General features: G+C 46.7%; 3 protein-coding genes and 1 pseudogene. All 4 read right to left on the bottom strand.

From position 1 onward, the window contains the following. Nucleotides 1-656 (bottom strand): annotated as a pseudogene (locus D2V93_RS18555) (hypothetical protein); the annotation flags it as partial. A 504-nt stretch (nucleotides 657-1,160) separates the two neighbouring features. Continuing rightward, nucleotides 1,161-3,107, bottom strand: a complete 1,947-nt coding sequence (locus tag D2V93_RS13460) for an OmpA family protein (RefSeq protein ID WP_119619752.1) — start codon at nucleotides 3,105-3,107, stop codon at nucleotides 1,161-1,163. A 12-nt stretch (nucleotides 3,108-3,119) separates the two neighbouring features. Further along, entirely contained in the window at nucleotides 3,120-4,067 is a 948-nt protein-coding gene (locus D2V93_RS13455) for a PorP/SprF family type IX secretion system membrane protein (RefSeq protein WP_072879640.1), read from the bottom strand. Between the two features lie 13 nt (nucleotides 4,068-4,080). Further along, nucleotides 4,081-7,380: a T9SS type B sorting domain-containing protein gene (locus D2V93_RS13450; protein ID WP_182849990.1), complete on the bottom strand. Its 3,300-nt coding sequence runs from the start codon at nucleotides 7,378-7,380 to the stop codon at nucleotides 4,081-4,083. Nucleotides 7,381-7,519 lie beyond the last annotated feature (139 nt).

The raw sequence follows: 7,519 nt of genomic DNA, 5'->3' as shown, positions 1-7,519 counted from the left end.
CCTTGCGGGCCTTGGATACCGGGGTCTCCTTGTGGACCCTTGTCACCGGTCAAACCTTTATCTCCCGTCTCCCCCTTGTCACCGGGGTCACCTTGTGGACCCTGTGGACCTTGGATACCGGGGTCGCCCTGTGGGCCTTTGTCACCGGTAAAACCTTTATCTCCTGTCTCTCCCTTGTCTCCGGGGTCGCCCTGTGGACCCTGTGGACCTTGGATACCGGGGTCGCCCTGTGGGCCTTTGTCTCCGGTCAATCCCTTGTCACCAGTCTCCCCCTTGTCTCCGGGGTCGCCCTGTGGACCCTGTGGGCCTACAGCACCTCCAGCTGCCACTTCTGATAAAGGAATTGAAATTGTATTATTGTCAGAGTCAGTTATTACTAAATCCGTTCCAACAACCTCAATTCTATCATTGACTGTATTGGTATCGGATGAGGTAAGTTCCCACGAATTACCATCCCAGAAGTAAATGGTGCCTGTATTGGTATTCACATAAATATCTCCTGTATCGGCACCAGATGGAGTAGTCGCTCCAGGACTGGATACGGCTGTTCCTTTCAAGACCTCGCAATTACATTGGTCTTGTAGGGTGACTGTGGTCTGCGAAAGGGCAATTCCGGTAAATAGAAGAAAGAATAAAGCTAAAATGCTCTTTTTCATGAGGTTGTTATTAGTTGAAGGTCGGTAATGTCTTTTGTTTTTATTGCTTCAGTAGTGTATCTCGGTCTTGCTTTGCTTTAATTCAGCGCGTTGCATTTTACAGCACAGTACAAAATTACCCCTACATTCAGCAGCGGAAAATATTTGTTGTGTATACCCTATATCCAACTGTATAGTCCTCGAATTTTGAGGTTACACCCCAAAAACTGTGATTTTGAAAACCCGTTTATCGATGAAAGCAGTACAGATAACGGTTACGAGAAACTCATCCTCATACGAAAAGGATTACATAAACTTTAAAAAAATGCCCCGTTCATGAACCTCATGAGTTACAAGTGAACTGTGCTGACTTGTGAAATCCATTAAACCTTCCAATTTTTGGATGAGGTGCCATTTTATTTCGAAGAACAGGAAATGGCTATCCTTATATACTAAAAAACATGCGAACAAGCCCTAGATAAGTGACTCATTCGCATGTCCGACGCCCGTCTAGCAGGCTTATAATCATTCAAATATGATGAACTCCGATCTACGGTTCAATTGGTGCTGGTCACTGGAACAGGGAACACCATTGAAACATTCATTCACCAATCGGGTCTCCCCAAATCCTTCACCTTGTAATCTATCAGCTGGTATTCCTTTGGAGATCATATAATTGACCGTCGATTCAGCTCTTTTTTGTGACAACCAAAGGTTATAGGCATCATTCCCTCGGCTATCGGTATGTGAATTCACCTTGATCTTCAAGCTGGGGTACTTTTCCATGGCCACAATTACTTTCTGTATCTCAATCTCTGCATCGGGCCGTATATTGAACTTATTCAAATCGAAATAAATCGTACTCAATTGTAGCAGTTTGGCCAAATCGTCACCAAAACCTCCGGTAATCACATCCCTTTCCAGATAGAAATCAATGATCCTTGGCTTGCCGTAGGATTTGTTCAGGTATTCCTCCGCAGGAACATAACCATCCCTTGAGGCCCTTACAAAATTGCCTTTGGAGCAATCCAATTGAAGGACATAGTTTCCATTGGAGTCGGTTATGGTGGACGAGACTTCCCTGTTTTCCTCATCGATGACCATCACAGTGGCGCCGGCCAGCACTTCATTGGAAATACGGTCCCTTACGGTTCCCGTCACTTCCTGAAGACAATCCAAGACCAAGGGTTCGTTCTCCACGAATTGGTAGATATCGTCATCCCCCACGCCTCCTTCCCTATTGGAAGAGAAATAGCCTGACTTGTCCTCTATGTTGTAGATAAAGGAAAAATCGTCATTGGGACCGTTGATGGGTCTACCCACGTTCACCACCGGCTGATCGTACTCATCAAAGGCAATCTTTGTTGCAAATACGTCCAATCCACCCAGACCTTGGTGTCCATCCGAAGAAAAGTACAGCACCCCATCCTTGGTGATGAACGGAAAGGTCTCTCGGGCCATGGTATTGATGTTCTTGCCCAAGTTGACAATTGGACCATAGGTTCCATCGCCAATAATCTCCGTCATAAATATGTCCGACTCACCCAGACTTCCGGGCATGTCCGAAACAAAATAAAGTCTTTTCCCATCCGGGCTCAACATAGGGTGTGCCACGGAATAGGAATCACTGTTGAATGGGAGTTCCGTAATATTGGTCCACACTCCATTGATGTTTTCCGCGCTATAGATCTTCAAGCGAATGATGCCTTCTTCATCCTTGCGCTTTCTGCCATCCATAAAATTGTTGCGGGTAAAGTACATGGTCATGCCATCCTTGCTCACCACAGATGTAGATTCATGGAGCCTAGTGTTCACTTCCCCTTCCAGCTTTACGGCCCTACCATTGGACACACTGTCCACATCGACCTTGTAGAGGTCCAAAAAGTCCCTCGAGTTCCAGGTATGTCTATATCTGGCCAAATTTCCAGTGTCCCTATCGGAGGCAAAAATGAGTCCCTTTTCATAGTAAGAGGCGGCAAAATCGGAGTATTTGCTATTATAGCCGAACGGTTTTACGGTGTATCTTCCCGAATTCTTCTCGATCTTGGCCATATAGTCCTCGTCAATGTCGAGGTCAACGGATGTCATCTGTTTGAACTCTGCCATCAAACGGGAGGCTTCTTCGTAATTGCCCAATGTTTTTAAACTTTGTGCGTACCTGAAAATATCCTCTACTTCCATTTCATCGGGATAGGTCTCTTCCATCCTCTTATAAATGGCAGCGGCCTCTGCGTACTTGGCATTGAAGTAGTATGAATTTCCCAAGCGCTTCAATAGGTCCGAAGAAACATAGCCCCTATCCAGCACTTTTTTGTAAATATCTATTGCCGGACTGAAGGAATATTCATTGTAACGCTGGTCCGCTCTTCCCATGACCCTTTCGAGTTGCTTGCCTTGAATGGTATCCTGTCCGGACATATTGACAACACATCCTGAAAATACAATGAGAAGTATGAGTGCTCTTTTTAACATGCTTAACCCGTATTAAAAGAATCTTGGTGACACGGTTCTTTGAAATCTCTTCAATAGCTCCAATCTCAGGAATATCTCAAACGATCCATCGTTGAACTGGGCCCCACCCAATTCCGTGGTCTCCCTGTCGTAGGCTAGACCTACCATAAGCTGTTCCGTTAGCTGAAAACCTACCAAACCGCTCAGAGCGGCATCCCAGCGGTAAGCAGCACCAAAGCTGAACTTATCGGCAAACAGAAAGCTGGCCGATAGATCGACCTGCAAGGGTGCCCCTCCAACAGCCTTGGTCAGCAAAGCTGGCTTGAACTTCAGATCGGGGCCCATATCGAACACATAACCAGTAATCAAGTAAAGGTTAATCCGCTCCGCGGATTGAAAATTGACCGACCCATCTGAATTATCATTGTCGAAGTATTCGGACTCCAAGACATTTGGTGCGGACAAGCCTGCATAAAATCGATCTGTATGATAGTACACACCCAATCCAAAATTTGGGTTGAACTTGTTATCGATATTGTCCTGGCTCACCACTTCTTCGTCAAAATTCCTAAGGCCATTAAAATCCAGACTGAGCATGTTTCCGCCCAACTTCAACCCGAAGGACAACTTGGCGTCCATGGCCACTTGTATGGTATAGGATATGGCTGCATCCAAATACGTTTCCTGCACCACACCATCCCCTATGTTATCATTTACGATGGATATGCCGTACCCCAACCTGCTGTTCCTGATTGGGGAGTGAAGGTTCAATGTAAAGGTCTCAGGTGCGCCGTCCAAACCTACCCACTGGGAGCGGTACAGTCCGGCAAAGCTCAACTGTCCCCTAGATCCGGCATAAGCAGGGTTCACACTCATGGTGTTGTACATATATTGCGTGTACTGCGCATCTTGCTGGGCCATGAGGCCCTGAAATGTTATTCCAATGAACAAAAACGGAATTAAAAAACTCTTTTTTATCATTCTATCTATAGTGTTACCTGCTTATGTATATGTATTCGGAGTCCGTAAAACTTCCTTCCGCCGTTTCATAATTAAAGATATAAAAATACACCCCGGCAGGAAGATAATCGTTCGCATTCAAAGCTGACTTGCCCCTGACGCGACCATCAAACACATTTCTGACGTTGTCGTAATCTTTTCCTTCATAGACCAAGGTACCCCAACGGTTAAATATTTTAATCGTGCTGGATTTTATAAAGTTGACACCTCTGATGAATAAAAAGTCATTTTTTAAATCCCCATTGGGTGTCAGCATTTGGTTCACTTCGATATTAACAACAATTACCGTTACCGTGGCCGTATCACAATTGCCGGTGTCGGCCGCTTCACAGATGGTATAGTCGATGGTATATGCTCCCGATTCCGTACCAGGGGCCACGCTCACGCTACCGTCAGGGTTGATGGTCAACACGTTTGTTGGCGTAGAGGTCAGGATCACATCCGAAAGGTCGAGCGTCTCTCCGTTCAAGGTATCGTTGGACAATACGTTGCTGTCAGGAATTACCCCACCCGTTCCACCATACGCGGTATAGGAATCGTCCACCGCATCGATGATATTGCCCATGCCAGAGCTCACCTCAACGGTCACTGTGGCCGTGTCGCAGTTGCCCACATTGGCCGCTTCACAGATGGTATAGTCGATGGTGTACGTGCCATCGGCAGTTCCAGGTTCCACGCTCACGCTACCGTCAGGGTTGATGGTCAACACATCCGTTGGTGTGGAGGTCATGATCACATCCGAAAGGTCGAGCGTCTCCCCGTTCAAGGTATCGTTGGACAATACATTGCTGTCAGGGATTACGCCACCAGTCTCGCCATCAGCGGTAAAGGAATCGTCCACCGCATCGATGATGCTGCCCATGCCAGAACTCACCTCAACGGTCACTGTGGCCGTGTCACAGTTGTCCACATTGGCCGCTTCGCAGATGGTATAGTCAATGGTGTACGTGCCATCGGCAGTTCCAGGTTCCACGTTCACGCTACCATCAGGGTTGATGGTCAACACATCCGTTGGTGTGGAGGTCAGGATCACATCCGAAAGGTCGAGCGTCTCCCCGTTCAAGGTATCATTGGACAATACATTGCTGTCCGGGATTACGCCACCAGTCTCGCCATCAGCGATAAAGGAATCATCCACCGCATCGATGGTATTTGCACCGACTTGGATATAAACTGTTGCTGAAGCACAGACACTTGGGTCTGGCAGCACATTACAAACTTCATAGATAACAGTGACCGTGGTATTGGACTCAGATACTACCGGAGTATAGGTCATCAAACCTGTTTCCGCATCAAAAGTAACAGTACCCAAGGCATTTCCTCCTATTCTGGACAAACTGGTCACACCTAGGTTATTTCCATCATCGTTTGGAAGATAATCATCGTTTTCTAAAATATTGATGGCCACTTCGGTAAGTGCAGGGGTCGAACCCGAATCATCCCTTGCGGTCGCCACCAATGGATCAGGGTCGGTCCCATTTGGATTGCCATCATCATCACAATCCAAGGCCTCCCAATCTGCAGAAGGGGTCAACGTAATACTATCTGGATTGTAATCACAAGGATCCAACGGATTGGTACCGTCCTCTTTTTCGTCTTCGTTGGTCACACCATCACCGTCACAATCCGATGCATTCCATGTAGAAGATGGGTCCACGGTTTGGCTGCCCAATACAAAGCTACAGGGGTCCTGTGGGTCCGTTCCATCCTTTTCCTCATCCTCATTGGTAACACCGTCACCATCACAATCTGCAGTGAGGTAATCGCCACTTTGCGGCAAGGTCACACTCTCTGGTTTATAGTCACAAGGATCCAACGGATCTGTACCGTCCTCTTTTTCGTCTTCGTTGGTCACACCATCACCATCACAATCCGATGCATTCCATGTAGAAGATGGGTCCATGGTTTGGCTGCCCAATACAAAGCTACAGGGATCCTGGGGGTCCGTTCCATCTTTTTCCTCATCTTCATTGGTAACACCGTCACCATCACAATCTGCAGTGAGGTAATCGCCACTTTGCGGCAAGGTCACACTCTCTGGTTTATAGTCACAAGGATCCAACGGATCGGTTCCGTCCTCTTTTTCGTCTTCATTGGTCACTCCATCTCCATCACAATCCGATGCATTCCATGTAGAAGATGGGTCCACTGTTTGGCTGCCCAATACAAAGCTACAGGGATCCTGGGGGTCCGTTCCATCCTTTTCCTCATCTTCATTGGTAACACCGTCACCATCACAATCAGCATCAAGGTAATCGCCACTTTGTGGCAAGGTGACACTCTCTGGTTTATAGTCGCAAGGATCCAACGGATCTGTACCGTCCTCTTTTTCGTCTTCATTGGTCACACCATCACCATCACAGTCTTCCTTTTTCCACTTGTCGGAAGGTTCACAATCCTGATGCTCCAACACAAAATCACAAGAATCCAACGGGTCGGTTCCATCTTCATTCTCTTGGCCATTGCTTACGCCATCGCCGTCACAATCTTCCTTCTTCCACTTGTCCGAAGGTTCACAATCCTGATGCTCCAAAACAAAATCACAGGGATCCAATGGATCGGTGCCATCTTCTTTCTCCTGCCCATTGCTCACGCCATCGCCGTCACAATCTTCCTTCTTCCACTTGTCCGAAGGTTCACAATCCTGATGCTCCAAAACAAAATCACAGGGATCCAATGGATCGGTGCCATCTTCTTTCTCCTGCCCATTGCTCACGCCATCACCATCACAGTCTTCTTTTTTCCACTTGTCAGAAGGTTCACAATCCTGATGCTCCAACACAAAATCACAAGAATCCAACGGGTCGGTTCCATCTTCCTTCTCTTGGCCATTGCTTACGCCATCGCCATCACAATCCTCTTTTTTCCACTTATCGGAAGGGGAGCAGTTTTGATGCGCCAATATAAAATCACAGGGATCCAACGGGTCGGTGCCATCCTCTTTCTCCTTACCGTTGGTCACACCATCTCCGTCACAATCTTCTTTCTTCCATTTGTCGGATAGGGAACAATTTTGATGCGCCAATATAAAATCACAAAGGTCCAATGGATCTGTACCATCCTCTTTCTCCTTGCCATTGGTCACGCCATCACCATCACAGTCATCCTTTTTCCAATTGTCAGAAGGTTCACAATCCTGATGTGCCAATATGAAATCACAGGGATCGTTGGGGTCGGTTCCGTCCTTGGCTTCCTGATCACAACTAACACCGTCTCCATCACAATCCGTTGTAAAATTTGTTATATTAACGAGACTATAATCAAAAATTTCCAAAAAACCATAAAAGCTATATTCTGCTTTAGATTGATCTACGCCGTTAGAATAAACAGGGGCGATTTTAAGAACACTTGTATGATGGTCAGTTGCCACTGGTGTTAAGGCTTTGCCATACGCTGAAGTTGATTCGAAAATC

Origin of the sequence: Flagellimonas taeanensis (assembly GCF_003584105.1) — a bacterium.
Lineage (GTDB): Bacteria > Bacteroidota > Bacteroidia > Flavobacteriales > Flavobacteriaceae > Flagellimonas > Flagellimonas taeanensis.
The sequence above is the reverse complement of the archived record's forward strand: the minus strand, read 5'-3'. Positions and strand labels throughout refer to the sequence as shown.

Coding starts and splice junctions, on each gene's coding strand:
- D2V93_RS13460 (WP_119619752.1), bottom strand. CDS start 3,107: ATGTTAAAAAGAGCACTCATACTTCTCATTGTATTTTCAGGATGTGTT.
- D2V93_RS13455 (WP_072879640.1), bottom strand. CDS start 4,067: ATGATAAAAAAGAGTTTTTTAATTCCGTTTTTGTTCATTGGAATAACA.